We start from the raw sequence: 22,979 nt of genomic DNA, 5'->3' as shown, positions 1-22,979 counted from the left end.
CAAAACATTATCCCTATGCAAAAACTAACATTGTTTCTCTTACTAATAACATATAGTCTCTCTTCTGCCCAACAGAAAACAGAAATCAACAACATATTAGAACAATGGCATAAAGCCGCAGCAGATGCCAATTTTGATGCCTATTTTGGTTTAATGACTAAAGACGCAATTTTTATAGGAACTGATCCTACAGAAAATTGGACTAATGCAGACTTTAAAGCATTTTCTAAACCTTATTTTGACAAAGGAAAAGCATGGGGTTTTTCAACCCTCGAAAGAAATATTTTTGCTGAAAATGATATGTCCATTGCCTGGTTTGATGAATTATTAGATACTCAAATGGGGATTTGCCGTGGAAGTGGTGTAGTTCAAAAAACTAACCAAGGTTGGAAAATAAAACATTATGTCTTGTCGATTGCAATTCCGAATGAAAATGTAAAAGAGATCACTGAGCTTAAAAAAACATTTGACACTGATTTAATGAAAAAACTAAGAGTTAAAAGTAATTAGATTAGCCATTCTTTAAACGCTGTTAAATTTGAAAAACAATTTTCTGCTCCGTTTTCAATGAGTCTTACTTTGTTTTTATCTCCGATCCCTACAAAATCAAGTGATAGGTTTTGAGCTGTTTTTAGATCCCAAAGGCCATCACCAACAGAGATAATAGTATCAAATTGTTCTTTGTTATAAAAAGTTTTTGCTCGGTCTATCGCATCCATCACAAAGCCTTCTCTGGATTCATGTGTTTTTGAAGTAGCTAATAAAGATGTATCATACCATATACCACACTGATCTAGTTTCATAATTGCTGGTTTTGGCAAAGCTCCTGTAGCAAAACAAAATGGAATTTCATTATCTCTGAAAAACTGAATTAATGTCATGGCTCCTTCAATTTCATGAACTGGATCAAACCTCTTCATTTGATCTATCAGATGCTCTTCAAAATCTCCTAATAAGCTTTTGGGAGGTTTTTTTCTAAAATTACGCTCATAGTTATATCGTAAAGCATAACTATCAGTATGATGTTTATAATTATTATAATCTGTATCGATATCAGAAATTCCCAAAGCCATTAATGATTTGGTAACCGAAATTAGATACATAGGAACACTATCTGTAAGCGTACCATCTATGTCGAATATGAATAATGTATTTTTCAGAAAACAAATATTAGGTTAAACCCTTCTCTATAGCAAGCTCAGAGTAAAGGTAATTTTTATTAAAGTGTATATTTTACAGATAGAATAAAATTTCGCCCTGCTCCCGCAATACCAGAAGAATAAGGTCGATATCTTTGATCTGTTATATTTTCTACGGATAATATCCCTTGTATATTTTTACTTACTTGATATTGCGTTCTAAGGTTAAGCGTATACCAGGAAGGTGAATATGGGTTTCCGTTCTCGTCCTTGGCATATAAGAAATCATTATTTTGCTGAGAAGGTGCCAAATCTTCAAAGTTAAATTTACCATTATACACTGCAAATGCATCAATAGTTATCTTAGGTAACGCATAACTAACTCGGGTAGTCCCGAATTGAGGAGAAACATGTCTAGATGGGGCTATTGTACCATCATCTGATTCTTCTTCTCCACCGACAAAAGTATATTTTGATGTTAATTTAAAACTCTCAAGAAATTTATATTCTAAGCCCGCTTCAAAACCATATACTCTGGCATTTGCCGCATTTTGAATTGCCTGTACTGTACTAAGCTCTCCTCCAAACTCAATCTCTGTTACTCCATTAAGGTTAAAATCTCTTCGAATCAACGCATCATCTAATAAGGTATAATACGTGGCTAAATCTACAGATAAATTTTGATCCAAATTTAATCGTACTCCCAGTTCACCGTTATATGCGTATTCGGGCTTTATATCTGGATTAGGCACTACTACAGATCCAGGTTCTGAATCAAAAATCTTACCTACATCATCAATATTAGGTGCTCTAAAAGCAGTAGAGAAATTAAGTTTCCAATGTATAAAATCGTTAGGGAACCAACTTAATCCAGCAGTTCCTGTTACTGCTTCTGTATCAATATTGGCTTCGGTAAAAGGAAAATCAAAAAAGGTATCATCAAATTCTGAATACAGGATAATTTGATTATATCGTAATCCTCCTTGAAATCTTAATTTTTCACTGAATTTATGCTTTATACTTGCGTAGGCTGCAATAGATTGCCAAGTAGACCCATCAGGATAGCGTGAGGGAGCATCTGATAATACATTAGTTTCAACATTTCGTTCAAAACCGTCAGAATATACCTGATTTAATACATATTCTAACCCATAATACAATGCTGTCTTTTTATTAAAGTTTTTTTCAAAATCCCAATTTAAAGAGTACGCATCTACCTGCTCTTTGGTTCTCGATAAAATTGTACTACCAAAATCACGATCATTTCTACTCTCTTCAAAATATTGATACGCTCCTGTAATTCTCATTTTATCAAACAACTTACTCTCAGATTTATGTGAAACCTGCACATTACCCATAAACCATTTTTGAGGTCCATAAAACCATTCTGCTGATCTTAAATTACCATCACTTCTTCTAATCAAACGATCGTATCTCGGAAAATCTGAAGTTTCTGTATAAATAAAACTTGCATCAAACTCCCATTTATCAGTAGGAACAAATCGTACTTTCTGTAATACATTGAATTGATCATATCCTGTAAAAACTTGTTTTTTCGGATCATCATTTTGAATAACGATATCTGTTCCGTCGAATGTTTCTACATATTCGTTTCTCAAATAATCATCAGGACCATGGCTTCCCATTTTAAGATCATCAAAATCTGTATAACTGGCACTAGTTAAAAAGGCCCATTTCTCCAAGCCAATATTAAAGTCCACATGTCCCGTTCTTTCATTGCTTGCACTTGCATATCTTACTAATGCATTACCGCTAACTTTGTTTTTACCGCTTATTGCAAATTTGGGTTGCTTCGTATAAAAATTAAGTACACCTCCTACTGCATCACTTCCGTAAACTACCGAACCGGGACCAAGAATCACTTCTGTTCTTTCTACAGAAAAAGGATCCACAGAGATCACATTTTGTAGATTCCCTCCTCTGAAAATCGCAGTATTCATTCGCACTCCATCTACCGCTAATAATAATCGATTGGTAGAAAAACCTCTAATGATTGGGCTACCTCCTCCTAATTGACTTTTCTGAATAAATACTTGACCACTATTCTGTAAAAGATCCGCAGAGGTCTGAGGAGTAGATAAGGCAATATCATTAGAAGAAATACTTACTATTTTTTGAGTAACATCTTTTTGTTCCTGTTCCCATTTTGATACTGATATAACAACTTCAGAAAGTTGATTTTCATCAGGTTTTAAGTAAACAATATTTGATCTTAATATTTTCGATTTTACAAGGCTAGTTTTTAAATGGGATATATGTGCAAAATATAATATCTCTGTATCAGAAAATATAGAAATATCAGCAACGCCATCAAAATCTGTTACTGCGCTTTTTGATTTAATTTTATTATAAATTTCAACATTAGGAATAGCTTGGTTATTAGTAGAACTGTATACTGCTATCTTTTGTGCAACACTAGGTATCACAAAAAAAACAGTTAACAAAAAAGACACAAATAACTTCATTATTCTAATTAAAAATTTCGTTCAAAACCGAAAGTGATTTTGGTTTCTTAAAACCGTGCAAATGTAGCTCAAAATATACTAATAGCATAGCTAGAATATCACTTCTTATACTCCTTGAGAGTCTAATATTCATACTTGCCTCAAATGTTGTGCCTAAAAATTGTTTGAATTGTGCTATATGATTTCCTTTTACACAATACACATTGCTGCTAGTCGTCTGAAAAAAACCTTCCTGCATATTAAAATACTCAGACTCTATCCCTGATGTATCTGGGTAAAATCCAAGATATTGAGTAAGCTTAATTAGAAATGTAATATGATAATTTCCAATTGTATCATGCTCATCCAACCAAATAAATGCAGTCTCGAGATAATCGAACAAATCAATATTAGTTTCTTCTTCCTGAATAGAATTCTTTAGTATTTCTGAAATAAAAAAGACCAATGCACTTTTTACATAATCTGTATGTAATGTTTTATACATAGTATGAAGCTTAGCTTCTTTAATACGTTCTAAAGAACCTTTATCTTTATGAAATGCTTCTATTTCTAATATGGTAAGCGGTTGAAATAAAGATGACCTAATTTTACCTCGTTTTGATTTTAGAATTCTTTTTAATAAATAAGAACGTAATCCACTTGTCTTAGTAAACAATGTAACTATTAAATCTGCTTCTCCATATCGTAAGGAGTGTATAACTATTGCTGGAGAATGGACAATCATAATCGGGTAAAAATAACTTTAAAAAAAGAAGATTATCCTTTAAATCAAGGAATAATTCAATACCAATTGTTTTATAACAATTCCTTTTTCATTTTACACCTATCAAGCGAATCTTTTGCCCGATTAACTGTATTCTTATCTAAAGTGTTTAATGCACATTTTTTGTAAAAGTCCATTGCTTTATCTAATTTACCTTGTTGCTCGTACATAATAGCATATTCATTATAGATTGTAGCTTTAACGATACCAGGTATATTCATTGCTGTATCCAAAAGTTCTTTAAGCTCATCCCATTTCCCTAATGTAGATAACAAAACAGCATAATTATAATAGACGCTTGGATACATAGGAGATTTTTCTAAGCATAGTTTATATAATGTCTCCCCTTTATCAAACTCCTTAAATTTTACCTCATACAGATATCCCAGATGATTATATGCTTTACCAAAGCCAGGATCTATATCAATAATCTTTTCTAATTTGTTGGTAGCATCATCATACAACCCATTTTTGATATCATCATTGGCCAAATGTAACATTTCTTCAAGTTTAGTAAGGTGATCCATAGTTTCTACTTTTTCTTTTTTGGAGGATATTTTGATAAAGATTTTTCGATTATTCTTCTAAAAAAGTCTGTATGTGCATTAGGAGAGCCATTAGGGTTAAAACGTTTCTCTGCTATCGCCTGCCACACTAATTCGTCCCGTTTGGTATCAACAAAATCTGTGGTGAGCTCAAGATAGGTTTCTGGCCCACCTATAGGAATGGAACCTCCAATACCTATATTGACACCTCCTCCGCCTCCGCCTCCTAAACCAACACCGATACTATTTCGTGATGGGGCTTTAACCGTAGTTGTTTTAAAATTTATATAAATATCTGGAGTTTCTGATTTGACAAACCCCATAACTTCCATAACTTTTTCTGTTACCTGTATCAATCTCTTATGATCCAACTCACTAAGTCCCGAATTCATTTCTGGATAAAATGCATACGTTTTGTATACCAAAAAATCTTGCTGTTCGTCATAATCATAACTAGTATTGGTAACTCCACATGAAGTTAGCCCTATAATGAATAGTATAAAAACTATAAGCCTCATAAAAATCAGTTTTACTATAAAAATACGTAACATAAATAATATACCTTAAAATTGATTCAATGATTTACTTTTTTCAAAGCCTAGGTGCTTTCTATCATAACATAAAAAACCAGGAATCAAAAGGTGCAACAAGCTATATGACTATAAAAATAGTTATATAACTATTTTTATAGTCATAATTTAAAATATTATCCTATATTTGCGCCTATGAGTGAACTAACAAAAGCAGAAGAGCAAGTTATGCAATACGTTTGGAAGCTAGAAAAAGCATTCCTTAAAGATATTGTAGAGCAGTTTCCAGAACCCAAACCCGCATACACCACTATTTCTACTGTAGTGAGAGTATTGGTTAGAAAAGAGTTTTTAAAATATGACACCTATGGTAAAATTCGGCAGTACCATCCGGCAATATCAAAAGAGCACTATTTTAAAAAACACATTAAACAAGTTATAGGTAATTTCTTTAGCGGTTCGACCAGTAAATTTGCCTTATTCTTTGCCGAAAGTGAAGATTTAAATCTTAGTGAATTAGAAAAAATGAAACTGATGATAGAAGAAAAAATTGAAACCCTGAAAGATAAAAATGAATAATTTAATTGTATACTTTTTTCAATCGACTTTACTTTTTATAGCGCTTTTTCTAATTTATAAATTAGTTTTAAGTCAACTTACATTTCATAGACTTAATAGATTTATATTATTGTCATTAATTCCTATATCTGTTTTTATACCATTAATGGACAATGTGTTTCCTCCAATACATTCGACAATTATAGAAGTACCTCAACTATTCGAAACCATAACACTTAATCCTGATAACATAAGTAATGGCATTGAAAAACCAATGACCGATACTCCTTATACTTATTTTTCTTTTTTAATGGCATTATATTGTATTGGAATTCTAATATGTTTGCTAAAATTCTTCTTTACCACTCGAAAGTTAATTATACTGAAACGTACGTCTAAAGTATATCAGAAAGAAGGATTTAAATTAATAGCAACCAACGTTCCTGAAATCTTTTCATATTTCAATTGGATATTTACTCCAGAAGAAAAATTAGAAAAATATGATGATTTAATTATTGAACATGAAAGAGCTCACATACAATTAAAGCACTCCTTAGACCTCATTATAGCTGAGTTTTTCATAACATTTTTTTGGTTTAATCCTGCAGTATATCTCTACAGGAAATCATTAAAATCGATTCATGAATTTCAAGCAGATCACCAAGTACTTAAAAACAAAGTTAAAACCTCTCATTATATGCAATTGCTATTGCAAAGTATAGCCGTTGAAAAACCAAATAATTTGTATAGTTATTTTAATCACCCAATACTATTAAAAAGAATAAATATGATGACAAAAACTAAATCTAACAATATCGCAAAATTAAAATATCTCTTGCTTTTACCTGTTTGTGCACTCTTTTTAATTGCATTTACAAAACCAACTGTTGATCACACCTTTATGGATACGACAACAGAAGTATTTGAAATAGAAAATTTTCCTCCTTCTCTTTTCCCAGTTCAAAATGGAAGTATAAATGACATCAGTAGTAAATACGGTTCTAATAGTAGACGTCCAAAAATTAGCAAGAAAAAAATTCATCGTGGGATTGATATACGAGCAGAAGAAGGCACCCCTGTTATTGCAACTGCCGACGGTATAATTTCAAAAGCATCTATGGAAGGAGATTGGGGTAATCTAATTGTTATCTCTCACTCTGGAGGTTATGAAACCTGGTATGCTCATTTAAAAAGTTTTAATAGCAAAGAAACGCAACATATTAAAAAAGGAGAAATCATAGGTTATGTTGGAAACACAGGCCTTTCTACCGGTCCACATTTACATTACGAAGTAAAGCTTAACGGAAACTGGTTAAATCCAATAGATTATATAAAAAATTAGAACCTTCTACGACTAGTCTTTAAACTCTAAATTTAAAATCATTTAATCAGATAATTACTTCTGTTTTTTTAAGCAGAATAGGATATCTATGTCCTTTTCACAACCTCATTAAAATTCAATATTATTTTATGAAATTACCTTTTTACCTTACTGTTTTCTTTCTTATCTCCTTAAGTGGATATAGTCAAAATGATACTATTATAGGAAAAATAAGGAATCAACCTGAAACTTCTGTACAGGATCAATTATTGAAACAAAGTGCTTTTAATCAAACAGATGATTCACTTTTTCTAAAATTAGATACTATTCTTATAGATTCTACAAAACTGATTAAGCCCATTGACATTAAAGCAAATCATTGGAATACTACCGTTTTTAATCCGTATAAAAATGTAAAACCCAAATTCCCAATTAAATTAGAATTCTCAGATAGTAGTTATAGCTCTCCAATTACAAGAAATAAAGTTGTTACTTCCCGATTTGGATGGAGAAATGGCAGGGGTCATCATGGTATTGATATAGATCTTATTACCGGAGATAGTATTTTTTCTATGTTTAGTGGTATTGTTCGTTTTGCAAGATATAGTACCGGATATGGAAAAACTATTGTAGTTAGGCATTATAATGGTTTAGAAACGGTGTATGCGCACTTATCTAAGTATGCTGTAAAAGCAAATGACACCGTAAAGTACGGACAACATATTGGTTATGGAGGAATTTCTGGTAATGCCAGAGGAAGTCATTTGCATTTAGGCATTTATTACCATGGCATAGCAATATATCCAGAGTATTTATTTGAATTTTCAGCAGCTAATAGTGTAAGAGCAAAAGAAATTTGGGTCACAGATAAATGGACCCGTTCATACTTACATAACCATAAAAAGCAGAGTACTTTGAATATTTTTACGACTAAAGAAGAAGCGGTTAGAAGTCGTAAAAACCGAAAAAAGATTTACATTGTAAAACGAGGAGATACACTGTCTAGAATAGCTTTAAAAAATAACATTCCTATTACTACAATTTGCAAAACCAATTATATTAAAAGCAGTGCTATTTTAAAAATCGGACAAAAGTTGATTATAGAATAAAATATGATATAAAAAACGGCTTAGAGAAAACTCTAAGCCGTTTTTTTAACCTTTATGTTTATGAAATTATATCACGCCTTGCGCAAGCATAGCATCTGCAACTTTTACAAAACCTGCAATATTAGCTCCTTTGACATAATCAATATATCCATTTCCATCTGAGCCATACTCAAGACATGCAGAATGAATTTCCTTCATAATTTGTTTTAATTTGTCATCTACTTCTTCACGAGTCCAATTATAACGTAATGAATTTTGCGTCATTTCTAATCCAGAAGTCGCTACACCACCAGCATTGGATGCCTTACCAGGGGCAAAGAAAATCTTAGCCTCATGAAATGCCGCAATAGCTTCTGGTGTACTTGGCATATTAGCACCTTCACTAACACAAATACATCCATTAGCAATTAAAGCTTTTGCATCATCTCCATTTAATTCATTTTGAGTAGCACATGGTAATGCGATATCACCTTTCACTCCCCATGGAGTTTGTCCTTTATGAAACTCTGCTGATGGATATTTATCTATGTATTCACTGATACGTCCTCTTTTTATATTTTTAAGCTCCATTACAAAAGCCAGTTTTTCATCATCGATTCCATTGCCATCATAAATATATCCAGATGAATCTGATAAGGTGATTACTTTTGCTCCTAATTGTGTAGCTTTTTCTGCAGCATATTGTGCCACGTTTCCAGAACCAGAGATCACAACATCTTTTCCGTTGAAAGAATCTCCTTTTGTTTCAAGCATATTTTGCGCAAAATATACCGCTCCATATCCTGTAGCTTCAGGACGGATTAATGATCCCCCCCAAGTAAGGCCTTTTCCGGTAAGTACTCCTGTAAATTCATTACGCATTTTACGATACATCCCGAATAAAAATCCTATTTCGCGGCCTCCTACTCCTATATCCCCTGCAGGAACATCGGTATCTGGACCAATATGTCTAAAAAGTTCACTCATAAAACTATGGCAAAAGCGCATAATTTCGTCATCAGACTTTCCTTTTGGATCAAAATCAGATCCACCTTTACCTCCTCCCATAGGAAGTGTGGTCAAACTATTCTTAAATACTTGTTCGAAAGCTAAGAATTTTAAAATACTTAGATTTACCGATGGGTGAAAACGTAATCCTCCTTTATAAGGACCAATAGCAGAATTCATCTGAATACGATATCCCCTATTTACATGAATCTCTCCCTTATCGTCTACCCATGGTACACGAAACATAATAGCTCTCTCAGGCTCAACCATTCGTAACAGAATGTTTTTACCATTATAAATTTCGTTTGAAGCTATATACGGAATTACAGTCTCTGCAACTTCCTGTACTGCTTGCAAGAATTCGGGCTCATGTGAGTTACGAGCCTTTACTTCTTCCATAAATGCATCTATCTTTGCTTGCATATGTTAATAAAATTAATAGATTCTAATCTAATGGTTGAATTACTTCGTCAAATATATGATATTCTTAAAAATAGAGGTTTGTTTTTTTTAATTTAATAATCAATTAACCTATTGCTTGATCAAGATCGGCAATTAGATCATCTACATCTTCAATTCCTACACTTAATCTGATCAAAGCATCTACTACTCCTGTCTTCTCCCGTTCTTCTTTTGGGATCGAAGCATGTGTCATACTAGCTGGATGTCCTGCTAGACTTTCTACTCCTCCAAGTGATTCTGCCAACGTGAATATTTTCAGATTCTCAACAATCTTAATCGCTTTATCATAGTCACTTCCTTTTGTGATAAAAGAAATCATACCCCCAAATCCATCCATCTGAGCTGCAGCGATATCATGGTTAGGATGATCTTCAAAACCTGGCCAATACACCTTTTCAATTTTGGGATGATTTTTCAAGTATTTTGCAATCGCTTCTCCATTCTCACAATGCCTTTGCATTCGTATATGTAATGTTTTAATCCCTCTTAAGACTAGAAAACTATCCTGAGGTCCACAAACAGCACCGCTTGCATTTTGAATAAAATATAAGCGTTCTGCAATTTTTTCATCCTTCACAATTAATGCCCCCATAACCACATCACTGTGACCTCCCATATATTTAGTGGCACTATGCATTACAATATCCGCTCCAAGATCCAAAGGCCTTTGTAAATATGGTGTAGCAAAAGTATTATCAACTGCTAATACAATATTATGTTTTTTTGATATCATAGCTACAGCCTTGATATCAATAATATTCATCATTGGATTGGTTGGAGTCTCTACCCAAATTAATTTGGTCTTATCATTAACGTACTGTTCTATTTTATCAGCATTTTCCATACCAATAAAATGAAATTTGATTCCGAAATCTTCAAATATTTTGGTAAATATTCTATAGGTACCTCCATATAGGTCGCTAGTAGAAATCACTTCATCACCAGGTTTCAATAATTTGATAACTGCATCTATAGCCGCTAATCCCGACCCAAAAGCCAGTCCAAATTTTCCATTTTCGATACTTGCAAAAGAATCTTCTAATGCTTTTCTGGTTGGATTGTGGGTTCTACTATATTCAAATCCTTTATGTCCCCCTGGAGTAGTTTGAGCATACGTGGATGTTTGATAAATAGGAGGCATTACGGCTCCATAAGCTGGGTCATGCTGTTGCCCTCCGTGTATTGTTTTTGTATTAAATTTCATTTCTCACCCTATTATTAAGAAGAAAAAATTAACTTGATCGTTTTTATGTTAAAAAACTGAACAAATGTATCATTTAATTCGTTCTAATCATATTTCAATGAATACCTTTAGTAGATGATTAACAGAAAACCTAACACTCGTTTTACATTCATTTATTTCCTTCTAATTTTCATCGTTTTTTATAGCTGTAATAACAAGGAATCCTTCACTTTTGAGAAAGAAAATTTTACCGTAGACGACCTACTCGATTGTAAGGTTGTCGATTGCGCTTCTTTAGAAATCAATCTACTTAAGGTAATTGATGATAGCCAAATTTCGACAACCATTAATAAAGAAATTGAACATGTTGCTTGCAGTATATTAAATATTGGTGAGCAAACATCACAGGAGACATTAAAAGAAGCTGCTCATCAATTTAATACATCTTACCAGGAGATTAGCGAAGAATTTCCTGATGAAACTGTTCCTTATGAGGCTTCTATTAATTGCGAACTTGGTTTTCAATGCAAGGGCTTACTCTCTGTTGTCATGGATTCATATGTCTTTACTGGTGGTGCGCATGGATATGGCAGTATCTCTTATATTAATATCGACACAAAAAGTGGTAAACGAATTGCAAACAAATCCTTATTTAAAGATTATGATGCTTTTGTGAGCTACGCCGAAAAGGTATTTAGAACACAACATAAAATCCCGGAAGAAGAATCTATTAATAGTACGGGCTTCTTTTTTGAAAACGATGTATTTACTTTACCAGAGAACATTGGTTTTACGGATAAAGAAGTCGTTTTATATTATAATCAATATGAAATTAACTCATACGCTGAAGGCCCTGTTGAGCTGAAATTAAACAAAGAAGAGGTTCTATCGTTTTTTGCTATTAAGGTTCAATAAGAAGTTATAGAGTTAGATTACCATGATGAGTGGGAGTTAAACTAAATTTGTTTTGAGGTTTCATGTATAGCCCAGTTTGCTTCGCAAAACGCATATATACATTTACAAATATTAGTTCTTGATTTCTTTTTTAATTAAGCCAGGTTCAATCCACTTTTTGTATATAAAAAATTCAATTACAGGTATACTCATAATAATAAATAATAATATGATAAAAAGAGATTTCACCATCGAATGGTATTGAGAATCTAGAAAAGAAGTAAGCCACGTCATTAACTTATCCTGCACAGCTACTTCAATTTCTTTATACACCACATCTATTAAAAAGTCCATTGCGGCACTAAATTCATCATAAGACATTGACTCATTGATGTCAGCATGAACCTTTCCTCCAGCGAGATTAAGCATAGCATAGAGGCATGTCTTATAAATGTCGTCTCCGTATTTTTCAATTAGATACACAGAAATCTTATTTTTACCACGATCTATTAACGAAATTCCTGAATTATAATTCGTTGATGTTACTTTTAATAGCTCAACCAAATAATCAGATCCATCCTTTGCATATTCTGCAGATGCTTGTAATTCTTTAACAAATGTGTTTTTATTTTCCTCTGATCTAAAAATAAAGCTCAGGGTAATAAAATACACGTTAGATACAATAGGTTCTTTTTCTTTGTGCAAAATCTTGTAGACACCTCTTATAAAACCTACTTGTCCAAAAATATATAGAAATGCACATAGAAGTATTGGAATGTATAGTTTTACTGCCCAATTATAATATTTAGGCTTTCTTTTGAGAACTTTTTTTTTGGATAAAATAATAGTGTAAATGATCGATAGAAAAAAACCAACTATTAAAAATAAAATAGTATTAAAGATTAATGTGGCAGAATGTGGAACAATTGTATCCTTAATTACGCCCCAAACCAAACTCCAATCCAATTTTTCCAGATACTCCATGTTTTATCTCTCTTTTCTCTATTTTTAACCGAATATAGAAAAAATCTTCTCGTCTTTTAATTATTGATATTAAATAAAGCTATCTAATTCTTATGCGTCTCAATCCAATTTTTTGCTTCAGTAGTATACCAGTTTTTTGAAAAATTATCAGCATTAACAATACTTTCAAAATGATATCTTGCCCTGTTAATATCTCCTTTTCGATCATAATAAACACCCATATATACATGGCCATATGGATTTTCAGGATCTTCTTTTAACACCTTTTCGCCAATAGCTTCAATTTTTTCATCAAATTGATTAAACTCTCCTAATTCTTTATAAAATGCCACATCCTTTAGAAATGTAAGGTTATGCAACAAGTTAAGGTCTGCATACTCTAAATAATCTGGAGATTCTGAAAAAACCTTCTCTAGTAACATCGAGCTGGTTTGCATTTTTTTTGTTTCGAATCTTGCCATAAACGATGAGGCTAACGCTTGAGCCAAAAGTTTTCTGGTATAAAAATTCTCATTTTTATAATCTCCTTTAGTTTTACCAGACTCTTCTGGTTTTAATAGCGGCATATCTTCTATTTGATAGATATAGTTTTTTATAAAACTTAGAGCAAAAAGTGATGTAGTAACATCTCCATAAATTAATCGTGCAGGATCACTCAATAAATTATTATTTGCAAGCAATACTAAAGTGATGTTTCTTGAAGGTACTTTAAGTAATAAACTCGAATAACAATCGTATTGGCCGTAAGCCCAAACTAATTTTAAGTCATCAAACTGTTGATTAAAAACTCCGTATCCATACGGTAAATTTTCATTAACTCCAGAAAGCATTAGATTTTTTGATCTTTCTGAAATGAGTTTATTATGATCAAAAGCTAGGCTAAAAGTTTTCAAATCATTTAGATCAGTAATAATACCAGCAGATGAAGAATACCCAAAATCAATAAATCCTTTTTCTATACCATTATCTAAAATATATGGAGAAGGTATTTTTAAGTTATTTTGACTTATCTGTACAGTGTCTTTTAGTAAATAGGTATTTTGTAAGGCTAGAGGTTTAAAGATTTCTGAGGTCATATACTCCTTAAACGACTTTCCTGAAGCTTTCTCAATGATAGCTGTTAAAATTCCGAATCTAGAACTATAATAAAATTGTTTTCCCACTTCTCCCTGAGAGGTATGAGACAAAACATGTTTTACCAAAATCGAGTCTGGGACATTCATTTGCGGAACATACTTTTGTATAGGTTCATCTAAAGAAATTTTCTGCTGCTCTACTAACTTCATCATCAAAACACCAGAGAATACTTTTGTAATAGAAGCTATCGGAAATACATAAGTACTATCTAATTTTGTTTGGGATTCTAAATCAGAATACCCCAAATAGTTCTGATAGATAGTCTTATCCTCTTTTATCACTGACACTGCAATACCAGGGACATTAAAAAAGTTCTGCAACTCTATAAGTTCGTTTTCAAATTTTTCTGAACTATTAAATTGAAGTTCTTCTTTCTTAGCACAACCAAAGGTCAATAAAGTAATGAATGCATATTTTATTAGTGACCTCATTTTTGTGCTTTTTAATCGTTTATAATTAGAGAATTACAGAATCACTCCCGTTAGAATCCTTCAGAAAGAAACACTTCATACTCTTTAAATAGATGTTATACAGATTTCTTAAGTGCCAGAATATATCCTAAATGAATTCCCTCATGAAAATTATTAAAATTTAGAGCGTCTTGAACAGATTTTAACACAAATCCCGTACTGGTTGGATATTCGTTATAATCCTTGAAAACTTCAGCTGTCAAATCTTCTTCGGTTTTATCCAGAGTGCTAAATAGCAATTCTTTTATTTTTAACACTTCTTCTGCCGTGACTTCTCTTTCAAATTTGGTTCCTTTTCGATATAAATTGACCATCTCCTCATCAATCATCATTGGTAATCCACTTAAATTATATACTAACAACTGTTGTGTCACTACAACATGAGCAATATTCCAAATCAAATTATTCTTAAATCCTTCAGGTACTTTATTCAGCTGCTCTAATGTATGATTATCTAGTATCTTTTCGATTAATTTTCGATTTACCCGAGTAATTGTAATTGGATCTTGCATGGTATTTATCTCTTTATTTTATTGCTTTTCAAAAGTCATACTTCAATATTGATTAGTAATAACATAATGAATGTATGATTTCATAATTTTTAGCCAAAAATATGAGTTTTAATTGTGAAATGAATTCCTTTGCAGTGATTTTGATACTTAAAATAATTAACTGTGAAAAAAATATATCACCTATCCACTTGTGACACGTGTAAACGCATTATCAATGAGTTAAATCTATCTTCAGATTTTGTATCACAAGACATCAAAAATGAATCAATTACTTTAGATCAAATAGAAGAAATGCATCAACTGGCAGGTAGTTATGAAGCCTTATTTAGTAAACGTGCACGATTATATAAAGAGCGTGATCTCAAAAATCAAAGTCTTACAGAAGAAGATTACAAAAAATTAATTCTTGAACATTATACATTTTTAAAACGTCCGGTGATTATCATTAATGATCAGATTTTTATAGGAAATAGCAAAAAAGTAGTAGAATCGGCCAAATTGGTGATATAACATATGAGTAAAAGAACTTTAGCACTAATTGCAGCTAGTTTTGTGGCAATATTTTATGGAGCAAACTATACTATTGCTAAAGATGTAATGCATTTTTATATTCAGCCATTTGGATTTATTCTATTGAGAATAGCGGGCGCTACAATTCTATTTTGGGGAATTAGTTTTTTAGGGCCAAAGGAAAAAATAGAACGTAAAGATTTTGCCAGAATTGTCGCTGCATCTTTATTTGGAGTAGGTATAAATATGTTGGCGTTTTTTGAAGGTTTACATCTCACCACTCCTATAAGTGCTTCCGTTTTAATGGTTACCACACCTGTGATCGTATTAATTCTGGCTGTAATCTTCTTAAAAGAAAAAATAAGAGCATTGAAAGTTCTCGGGGTTTTAGTTGGACTTTCGGGAACATTGCTTATTATCTTATACGCCACCGGAAACTCTGCTACCGCAACAAATCCGACTTTAGGAAATTTTCTGATTTTTGTAAATGCAGTCTCTTATGCCAGCTATATCATTGTAGTAAAAAAAATCACTCAAAAATATCACCCTTTTACTTTTATGAAATGGATGTATGGTATTGGTTTTCTATTTGTTTTACCTTTTGGGTATTCTCAACTTTTAGAAGTACAGCCTGATATAATTCCCTTAGAAGGATACCTTAAAATTGGTTATGTTATTCTCTTTGCCACTTTTGGGACCTATATTCTCAATATTTTTGCTATTCGAGAACTTAAACCTACTACAGTAGCTGTATTTATTTACCTACAGCCTTTATTGGCTTCTATATTTGCGATTGGATTAGGCAAAGACACCTTGGATATTATCAAAATTGTTGCTACTCTTTTAATTTTTATCGGAGTGTATCTTGTAACCAAAAAACCTAAAGCTTTACACTAAATCCACTGGAACCTTAGCAAATTTTCTAGTATCTTCTTTGGTTAATACTTTAAAATCCTTTGGGCGTTCTATTGTATTCAAAAACTGGTGCATCTCTTCTGGAAGCGCAATAAGTTTACGAGTCTCCAAATTCATCCATGCTCCCATCATCTCGCACTGAGCAAAATTTCTTCCTTTATAATCATAAAAATTATGCCTGAATTCAAAAAATTTCCCATCCTCACTTAATCCTGACACTTCTAAAGAAACCCGAACAGGTCTGCCATAAAAAACTTCTTTAAAATAATAGATATGTTCATAGAACACAACCGGACCAACATTAAACTTGGCCAATAAGCGCTGATCAAATCCTTGTTCTACCAAGAAAGACATTCTCGTATGAGCTGCAAATTCTATATATGCTTTATTGGCTAAATGACGATTAGCATCAATATCGTTCCATCTAATTTCAAAATCTTTTATATACATATTCCCTGATTTTTCTGAACTGCGAAAATACAAAAGATAGATTATGCACGCATAATATTATTGTGTTAAATATTACTTCCTACGGTATAATAAAAAGCCGAAAAAATGATAATAAAAAACTGATTTTATTTTTTTCGCACCTGATATTCTAATTATGCCTATCGTATGCCAAAAGTACCCTCATTTTACAAAATGTACTCCTAATGTACCCATGTATTTAATGATGTTATTTATCTATTTAAGAACCTTTGCCCCACAACAAAATGAATCAAAAACCAACACTATTACACACAAAAAACAACACTTCTTTCTCTTATCAACACAAACTCAACTCACTTAACACTTATTTATCTTGAAACCACAATTAATACTCTTCACTAACCCTTACATATCATTTCCATTCTAGGAAAATCGAAACGTTAATTCGTAATCGAAAAGTAGTTATCCCCATAAACTACTGGTATCCATGTGATCCAAAAAAGACCTGGCAGACTTTGAAAGTCTGTTGGGTCTTCTTATTTTTAACAAAAAACCGCACATGTACATTAAACGAAATATTAGTTGGGGAGTTATTCTTAGATATGCATGGAAGAACATTATCTTCTTCACCGTATATACCACAAGTATTTTTTCTATCTATTATTTTTTGGGCTGGGATTTTATTGATATTCCTTTTCAGCCATTATCTCTAATTGGTATCGCAGTTGCTTTTTATATTGGTTTTAAAAATAGTCAAAGCTATGATCGGTTTTGGGAAGGTAGAAAAATTTGGGGCGGTATTGTAAATTATTCCAGAACCTGGGCAAATCAAGTATTATGCTTAGTAAATGCTGATCATAATACAAAAAAAGTTCTTATCCACCGTCATATTGCGTGGATCAATGCATTACGAATTCAACTGCGTCAACCTACTTCATTTACCATTAAAGAAAATGCAGCTGTAGAAAATCTTTTTAAAAGACATGGCGAACAAAAACCAGCCTGTGATGCTACTCAACAATTTGTTTCTGAAAAAGAATATCAAGATTTACTCGAAAGAAAAAACACCGCTACACATCTTGTAAAAAATCAAGGACTTCACATCAAACAACTTCTTGACAATGACCAAATCACAGAATTCGATAAACAACTTTTTCATCATACTCTCGAAGAGTTTTATAATCTTCAGGGAAAATGTGAACGTATCAAAAACACACCTTTTCCTCGTCAATATGCTTATTTTAGTACTGTATTTACCTGGATCTTTGTTCTCTTATTACCCTTTGGACTACTTAATGTATTTGAAAGTGAATTAAGTGATATGTCGCAACACCTTAAACCATGGTTCATTTTTTTAATGATACCGCTTTGTGTTTTGATAAGTTGGATTTTCACCACTATGGAAAAAATTGGAAGTAACAGTGAAGACCCTTTTGAAGGAAGAATTAATGATGTCCCTATGACAGCTCTTTGCAGAACTATAGAAATTGATCTTCGTGATATGTTGGACGAAAAAGATTTACCAGAAAAAGAACAACCAAAAGATAACATCTTATATTAATGCCAGTAATAGACTCTCAATATAATCCTCCTTTTTTATTTAGAAACGGGCATATCTCCACCATATATCCTAACTTATTACGTAAAGTAAAAGACATATCTCAAAAAAGAGAACGAATAGAACTTGACGATGGAGATTTTATAGATTTAGATTGGAGTCACGGCTCAGCCAAGCATTCTAAAAAACTAGCCGTAATTATTCATGGATTAGAAGGCAATGGACAACGACAATATATGCTTGGATTAGCAAGACATCTTAATCATAATGGTTGGGATTCTGCCGCAGTTAATCTTAGAAATTGCAGTGGTGAAGTAAATCGCTTGTACAAATCTTACAATGCCGGAGCTAGTGAAGATCTTGATCATATTATCAATCATATCCTTTCTATCTATGATTACAGCAGTATAACTATTTGTGGATTTAGTCTGGGAGGTAACCTTCTACTCAAATACTTGGGAGAAGGTCGTGTTCTTCCATCAGAAGTAAAAAATGCTGTTGCCGTTTCTGTTCCTTGTGATCTTTATGATTCGTTATCAGAAATAAATAAACCCAAAAATTATATCTATCAACAACGTTTTATTAAAAACCTTAAAGCCAAACTATATGATAGGCAGATTCAGTTTTCTGAGGTCCTAGATAAATCCGACATTAAGGCTTGCACTTCGCTTATAGATATTGATAACTTATATACCAGCAAAGCCCATGGCTATGAAGATGCCATGGACTATTACTCAAAATGTAGCAGCAAACAATTCCTAAAAGCTATCCAAATTCCTACACTTATTCTTAATGCAAAAAATGATTCTTTCCTTGGAAATCAGTGTTATCCAATAGATGAAGCAGAAAAAAATCCTAGTATATTTCTAGAAATGCCTGATTATGGTGGTCATGTGGGTTTTTATCTTCCAGACAAAACCTACTACAATGAGCGACGAACACTGGAGTTTTTTGAAAAACATATATCTTAAACCATCTTAAAGAAGGTTTTTTCCTACCCAAAAAATACCTTAAACGAACGTTAAGCGTTTGTTAAGGTTTTATGAAGTGTTTTTCTTTCACTTGATCGAAAATCTTTTTTTAATTAAGAATATTTTAAGAATTTTGGTTGTTTCCTTTTAATTTTTCAAGGAAATGTATTTAACACTAACTCAAATTCAATTAAAATGAAAAAAAGCTACAAAAGCCTCAATACTTCATTGAGCTTTATGGGCAAAGTGACTCCTGCAATGAGCACCTTTGCTTTTATGACAATGGTTTTACTATCTTCAGGACTTTTTGCTCAAAATGCTAAACAAAAGCAGCAAATCGCACAAGAAACTAATCTTGCAAAATTAAGTCAACTTCAGATTGAATCTTCTAACAAAGCAACTTTACAAAAGAAAGAAGCTTTACAGGCTGCAAAGTCTAATGGATGGCAGGTAAAAATGACCAATGCCGATGGAAGTTTTTCTGAACTACAAAGAATTGCTAAAGACGGAAGCCCACTTTATTACACAACATTTAATGTAGATGCGGCAAAATCTACAAGAACAAATCATCTTAATTCTGGAGGTTCTCTAGGATTAAATCTTGATGGTCAGAATATGACTGCCCACGTTTGGGATGGTGGTCATGCCAGAGCATCACATCAGGAATATGATGGTGCTGGGGGTAGCAATCGTGTTACTATAAGAGATATCGCTGGAGAAGGTGGTTTAAAACTTAACTTTCATGCAGCTCACGTAACAGGAACTATTGCTGCATCTGGTGTACAAGCTAACGCAAAAGGAATGGCTCCTCATACAAAAATCGATGGATATATGTGGAATAACGACGTTGCAGAGGCAACTGCTGCTGCTGCTAACGGAATGTTAGTTTCTAATCACTCTTATGGTTTTAGAGGTGACCTTGTTCCTGATCAGTATTTCGGGGCATATATTGACGAATCCAGAAATTGGGATGAGGTAATGCACAACGCTCCATTTTATCTAATGGTTGTTGCTGCAGGTAATGATGGTAACAGAGATACATATAATGCTGCACCTTTAGACGGTAATTCTTCTTATGATAAATTAACTGGTCATTCTACTTCAAAAAACAACTTGGTAGTTGCAAATGCACAAGATGCCAATGTAAATAGTAGTGGTACTCTGGTAAGTGTATCAATCAATAGTTCTAGTAGTGAAGGACCTACAGATGATTATAGAATCAAACCAGATATTACTGGTAACGGTACAGGTGTATACTCTACTTATGAAAGTAGTGATACTGCTTACAACAGCATTACCGGAACATCTATGGCATCACCAAACGTTGCTGGTTCTCTTTTATTATTACAGCAACATTATAACAACGTAAATGGAAACTTTATGAAAGCGGCTACTTTAAAAGGTTTAGCTTTACATACTGCAGATGATGCTGGACCTTCTGGACCAGACGCCGTATATGGATGGGGATTATTAAACGCTAAAAAAGCTGCCGAAACAATCACTGATAACGGTAGTGAAACAAAAGTTGAAGAATTAACACTTACTAGTGGTCAAACATATACAATAACTGTAGATTCTGATGGTACTAGCCCTTTAATGGCTTCTATCTCATGGACAGATGTACCAGGTGCTGCAGTTACAGCTACGAATTCTAACACCGCTGTATTAGTAAATGACCTAGACATTAGAGTATCCAAAGGAGGAACTACATATAACCCTTACAGATTAACAGGAATTACAACTAATGGAACTGGAGATAACACCGTTGATCCTTATGAAAGAATCGATGTTGCTAATGCATCAGGAACATATACAATTACAGTAACCAACAAAGGTTCATTAACTGGAGGAAGTCAAAACTTTTCTCTTATTGTAACTGGATTAACAGGAACTCCTGTAGTATGTTCTGCAACAGTACCTGCAGGTGTTAACAACTCTAATGTTGGAAACACTAGTGCAACTATTGGATGGACAGCTGTTCCAGGAGCAACATATGATGTTAGATATCGTCAAACAGGAACTACTTCTTGGACTACCCAGGCTGCTAGTGCAACTTCTTACGCAATTTCAGGATTATCAGCTTCTACATCTTATGAAGCGCAAGTAAGAAGTAAATGTTCTGACGGAACGACATCTTCATATAGTGCTTCTACTACGTTTACAACTACAGCAGTACAATTAAACTATTGTGCTTCGAATGGAAATAGTGTAGCCGATGAATATATTAGTAATGTACAATTAGGAACAATTAACAATGCTTCTAGTGCGGGAAGTGGTGGTTATACTGATTTCACTTCTATTTCTACAACAGTAGCAAAAGGAAGTTCTAATACCATTTCTGTTACTCCTACCTGGACTGGCACACAGTATAACGAAGGATACAGTGTATGGATTGATTATAATCAAGATGGGGATTTTGCAGATTCTGGAGAACAAGTTTGGACACAAGCTGCTACACAAACTACTCCGGTAAGTGGAACTTTCACTGTTCCTGCAAGTGCTGCAGATGGGAGCACAAGAATGCGTGTATCTATGAAATATAATGGTATCCCAACTTCTTGCGAGTCTTTCCAATATGGTGAAGTAGAAGATTATACAATAATAATAGGCACATCTACAGGAGGTGGAGGTGGAAACACAGGTTGTACGTCTGGTATTTCATCTTTCCCATATAATGAAGGGTTCGAAAACACTCTTGGAGCATGGACTCAATCATCTGCAGATGATATTAACTGGACCGTAGATGCTAGTGGTACTCCTTCTAGAGGAACTGGACCTTCTAGTGCAACTCAAGGATCTTACTACATCTTTGTAGAAGCTTCTGGAAACGGAACAGGATATCCAAACAAACAAGCCATCTTAAACTCTCCATGTTTTGATTTATCTGGACTTACTTCTGCAAGTTTTACATTTAGTTACCATATGTATGGTGCTGCTGATATGGGAAGTATTGCAGTAGAAGCAAGTAATGATAATGGAGCTACCTGGACTAGTCTATGGAATCAAACTGGAAACAAAGGAAATTCTTGGCAAACTGCTAATATTGACCTTGCTTCTTATGTAGGTAATAGTGTACAACTACGATTTAATAGAGTTACGGGCGCTACATGGCAAGCTGATATTGCTATAGATAATGTTGCTCTATCTTCTGGTTCTTCTACAACTTCGATTTTTGCTGTAACAGCAGATACTTTAGGACAAGAGGTTAGTGAATTAAGTACTAAGATAACTGCTTATCCAAATCCACTAGCACCAGGTGATGTTCTTAATATTGCTTCTCAAAACAGTGAAGCTAAACCATATACAATCTACAATACGCTAGGGCAAGTTGTAGGTCAAGGAAAAGTGACAAATACTATCAATGTTGATGGATTAGAAGCTGGACTATATATGCTTAAAGTAAATACAACGATAATTAATATCGTTAAGCAATAAAAAACCATAAATAAACAAATTTTTAACCCTCAGGAACTCTTGTTCCTGAGGGTTTGTTTTTTCAAAACTATCGTTTGACAA

21 protein-coding genes are annotated in these 22,979 nt (G+C 33.1%); 10 read left to right on the top strand and 11 right to left on the bottom strand.

Annotated elements, in window-relative coordinates; genetic code table 11:
• Positions 1 to 15 precede the first annotated feature (15 nt).
• Entirely contained in the window at positions 16 to 510 is a 495-nt protein-coding gene (locus FOF46_RS19615) for a nuclear transport factor 2 family protein (RefSeq protein ID WP_143917614.1), read from the top strand.
• On the opposite strand, the gene FOF46_RS19610 is transcribed toward FOF46_RS19615, so the two are convergent.
• The 5 genes from FOF46_RS19610 to FOF46_RS19590 all read right to left on the bottom strand — a co-directional run bounded on the left by FOF46_RS19610 (position 507) and on the right by FOF46_RS19590 (position 5,451).
• Complete coding sequence (locus FOF46_RS19610; protein ID WP_334212207.1) at positions 507 to 1,142, bottom strand: HAD family hydrolase; 636 nt, start codon at positions 1,140 to 1,142, stop codon at positions 507 to 509. The two genes, FOF46_RS19615 and FOF46_RS19610, sit on opposite strands and share 4 nt — an antisense overlap.
• A 77-nt stretch (positions 1,143 to 1,219) precedes the next feature.
• Positions 1,220 to 3,586, bottom strand: coding sequence for a TonB-dependent receptor plug domain-containing protein (locus tag FOF46_RS19605; protein ID WP_333968553.1), 2,367 nt, complete (start codon positions 3,584 to 3,586; stop codon positions 1,220 to 1,222).
• 43 nt (positions 3,587 to 3,629) lie between these two features.
• Positions 3,630 to 4,349: a DNA repair protein RecO gene (gene recO / locus FOF46_RS19600; protein ID WP_109435960.1), complete on the bottom strand. Its 720-nt coding sequence runs from the start codon at positions 4,347 to 4,349 to the stop codon at positions 3,630 to 3,632.
• Positions 4,350 to 4,420: 71 nt separating this feature from the next.
• The gene (locus tag FOF46_RS19595; RefSeq protein WP_109435961.1) at positions 4,421 to 4,915 is read right to left on the bottom strand and encodes a tetratricopeptide repeat protein; all 495 of its coding nucleotides are present in this window, start codon (positions 4,913 to 4,915) and stop codon (positions 4,421 to 4,423) included.
• A gap of 5 nt (positions 4,916 to 4,920) precedes the next feature.
• Complete coding sequence (locus FOF46_RS19590) at positions 4,921 to 5,451, bottom strand: DUF4136 domain-containing protein (protein ID WP_160114130.1); 531 nt, start codon at positions 5,449 to 5,451, stop codon at positions 4,921 to 4,923.
• A 207-nt stretch (positions 5,452 to 5,658) separates the two neighbouring features.
• Between FOF46_RS19590 and FOF46_RS19585 the strand changes: the two genes are divergently transcribed.
• The 3 genes from FOF46_RS19585 (at position 5,659) to FOF46_RS19575 (ending at position 8,451) form a co-directional block, all read left to right on the top strand.
• The gene (locus tag FOF46_RS19585) at positions 5,659 to 6,042 is read left to right on the top strand and encodes a BlaI/MecI/CopY family transcriptional regulator (protein WP_143917611.1); all 384 of its coding nucleotides are present in this window, start codon (positions 5,659 to 5,661) and stop codon (positions 6,040 to 6,042) included.
• Positions 6,035 to 7,363, top strand: coding sequence for a M23/M56 family metallopeptidase (locus FOF46_RS19580; RefSeq protein ID WP_143917610.1), 1,329 nt, complete (start codon positions 6,035 to 6,037; stop codon positions 7,361 to 7,363). Before FOF46_RS19585 ends, FOF46_RS19580 begins: the two co-directional genes overlap by 8 nt.
• 128 nt (positions 7,364 to 7,491) lie before the next feature.
• The gene (locus tag FOF46_RS19575) at positions 7,492 to 8,451 is read left to right on the top strand and encodes a M23 family metallopeptidase (RefSeq protein WP_143917609.1); all 960 of its coding nucleotides are present in this window, start codon (positions 7,492 to 7,494) and stop codon (positions 8,449 to 8,451) included.
• Between the two features lie 66 nt (positions 8,452 to 8,517).
• Here FOF46_RS19575 and gdhA read toward each other — a convergent pair whose 3' ends face one another.
• Entirely contained in the window at positions 8,518 to 9,861 is a 1,344-nt protein-coding gene (gene gdhA / locus FOF46_RS19570) for an NADP-specific glutamate dehydrogenase (protein ID WP_143917608.1), read from the bottom strand.
• A gap of 103 nt (positions 9,862 to 9,964) precedes the next feature.
• Positions 9,965 to 11,104 carry a cystathionine gamma-synthase gene (locus FOF46_RS19565; protein WP_109435967.1) on the bottom strand — a complete coding sequence of 380 codons (1,140 nt, stop codon included), beginning with the start codon at positions 11,102 to 11,104 and terminating at the stop codon, positions 9,965 to 9,967.
• A gap of 114 nt (positions 11,105 to 11,218) precedes the next feature.
• Between FOF46_RS19565 and FOF46_RS19560 the strand changes: the two genes are divergently transcribed.
• Positions 11,219 to 11,998 (top strand): DUF3298 and DUF4163 domain-containing protein, encoded by a 780-nt coding sequence (locus FOF46_RS19560; RefSeq protein ID WP_143917607.1) that lies wholly within the window; start codon positions 11,219 to 11,221, stop codon positions 11,996 to 11,998.
• A 111-nt stretch (positions 11,999 to 12,109) separates the two neighbouring features.
• Here the strand turns inward: FOF46_RS19560 and FOF46_RS19555 are convergent, their stop codons facing one another.
• From FOF46_RS19555 to FOF46_RS19545, 3 genes are all read right to left on the bottom strand, one after another.
• Positions 12,110 to 12,961, bottom strand: coding sequence for a hypothetical protein (locus FOF46_RS19555; RefSeq protein ID WP_143917606.1), 852 nt, complete (start codon positions 12,959 to 12,961; stop codon positions 12,110 to 12,112).
• 83 nt (positions 12,962 to 13,044) lie between these two features.
• Entirely contained in the window at positions 13,045 to 14,529 is a 1,485-nt protein-coding gene (locus FOF46_RS19550; RefSeq protein ID WP_143917605.1) for a serine hydrolase domain-containing protein, read from the bottom strand.
• 95 nt (positions 14,530 to 14,624) lie between these two features.
• On the bottom strand, positions 14,625 to 15,080 hold the full coding sequence (locus FOF46_RS19545; protein WP_109435971.1) for a DinB family protein: 456 nt from the start codon (positions 15,078 to 15,080) through the stop codon (positions 14,625 to 14,627).
• Between the two features lie 162 nt (positions 15,081 to 15,242).
• Between FOF46_RS19545 and FOF46_RS19540 the strand changes: the two genes are divergently transcribed.
• On the top strand, positions 15,243 to 15,590 hold the full coding sequence (locus FOF46_RS19540; protein ID WP_109435972.1) for an arsenate reductase family protein: 348 nt from the start codon (positions 15,243 to 15,245) through the stop codon (positions 15,588 to 15,590).
• A gap of 3 nt (positions 15,591 to 15,593) precedes the next feature.
• Complete coding sequence (locus FOF46_RS19535) at positions 15,594 to 16,487, top strand: DMT family transporter (protein WP_109435973.1); 894 nt, start codon at positions 15,594 to 15,596, stop codon at positions 16,485 to 16,487.
• On the opposite strand, the gene FOF46_RS19530 is transcribed toward FOF46_RS19535, so the two are convergent.
• Positions 16,479 to 16,955 (bottom strand): acyl-CoA thioesterase, encoded by a 477-nt coding sequence (locus FOF46_RS19530; protein ID WP_109435974.1) that lies wholly within the window; start codon positions 16,953 to 16,955, stop codon positions 16,479 to 16,481. The two genes, FOF46_RS19535 and FOF46_RS19530, sit on opposite strands and share 9 nt — an antisense overlap.
• 538 nt (positions 16,956 to 17,493) lie before the next feature.
• On the opposite strand from FOF46_RS19530, the gene FOF46_RS19525 reads away from it, so the two are divergent.
• The 3 genes from FOF46_RS19525 (at position 17,494) to FOF46_RS19515 (ending at position 22,898) form a co-directional block, all read left to right on the top strand.
• Positions 17,494 to 18,495, top strand: coding sequence for a bestrophin family protein (locus FOF46_RS19525; protein ID WP_109435975.1), 1,002 nt, complete (start codon positions 17,494 to 17,496; stop codon positions 18,493 to 18,495).
• The gene (locus FOF46_RS19520) at positions 18,495 to 19,463 is read left to right on the top strand and encodes a YheT family hydrolase (protein ID WP_143917604.1); all 969 of its coding nucleotides are present in this window, start codon (positions 18,495 to 18,497) and stop codon (positions 19,461 to 19,463) included. Before FOF46_RS19525 ends, FOF46_RS19520 begins: the two co-directional genes overlap by 1 nt.
• A gap of 195 nt (positions 19,464 to 19,658) precedes the next feature.
• Positions 19,659 to 22,898 (top strand): S8 family serine peptidase, encoded by a 3,240-nt coding sequence (locus tag FOF46_RS19515; protein ID WP_244299669.1) that lies wholly within the window; start codon positions 19,659 to 19,661, stop codon positions 22,896 to 22,898.
• The last annotated feature ends 81 nt before the right edge of the window (positions 22,899 to 22,979 follow it).

The organism is Aquimarina algiphila, from assembly GCF_007489275.1.
GTDB classification, from domain to species: domain Bacteria; phylum Bacteroidota; class Bacteroidia; order Flavobacteriales; family Flavobacteriaceae; genus Aquimarina; species Aquimarina algiphila.
This window is presented reverse-complemented; position numbering and strand designations above follow the sequence as displayed.